This is a genomic window from Pseudomonas sp. Sample_10, from assembly GCF_004321495.1.
Lineage (GTDB): Bacteria > Pseudomonadota > Gammaproteobacteria > Pseudomonadales > Pseudomonadaceae > Aquipseudomonas.
Map to the genome: position 1 here is coordinate 1 of NZ_RCOE01000040.1, position 637 is coordinate 637.

2 pseudogenes are annotated in these 637 nt (G+C 61.4%); both read left to right on the forward strand.

The window, feature by feature from the left end:
- A pseudogene (locus D8U18_RS03385) lies at positions 1-257 on the forward strand (ABC transporter permease); the annotation flags it as partial.
- 12 nt (positions 258-269) lie between these two features.
- Positions 270-637: pseudogene (locus D8U18_RS03390) on the forward strand (ABC transporter permease); the annotation flags it as partial.

Consider the following 637-nt stretch of genomic DNA (forward strand, 5'->3'; position numbering starts at 1 on the left):
ACTTCCCGCAGACCTATGCCGGTGTCGGCGCCGGTTGCCTGTTGGTGTTCATCCTCGCCATCGGCTACTACATCACCCCGGCGTTGCTGGGCAGCCCGAACGATCAAATGGTCAGCTACTTCGTCGCGTTCTACACCAACACCAGCATCAACTGGGGCATGGCGACCGCGCTGGGCGGCCTGCTGTTGCTGGCGACGGTCGTGCTTTATCTGATTTACAGCTGGCTGGTGGGCGCGAGCCGCCTGCGCCTGAGCTAAGGGGAGAACGAAATGCTGAGTCCTTACATGTCGCCCATCGAACGGGTGTGGTTCTACAGCTTGCGGATTCTCTGCGGCTTGATTCTGTTGTTCCTGATCCTGCCGGTGCTGGTGATCATTCCGCTGTCGTTCAACTCCGGCAGCTTCCTGGTGTACCCGCTGCAAGGCTTCTCGCTGCAGTGGTACCACGATTTCTTCGCGTCGGCGGAATGGATGCGCGCCCTGAAGAACAGCATCATCGTCGCTCCCGCGGCGACGGTGCTGGCAATGATCTTCGGGACGCTGGCGGCCATCGGCCTGACCCGTGGTGACTTCCCGGGCAAGGCGCTGGTGATGGCGCTGGTGATTTCGCCGATGGTGGTGCCGGTGGTGATCATCGG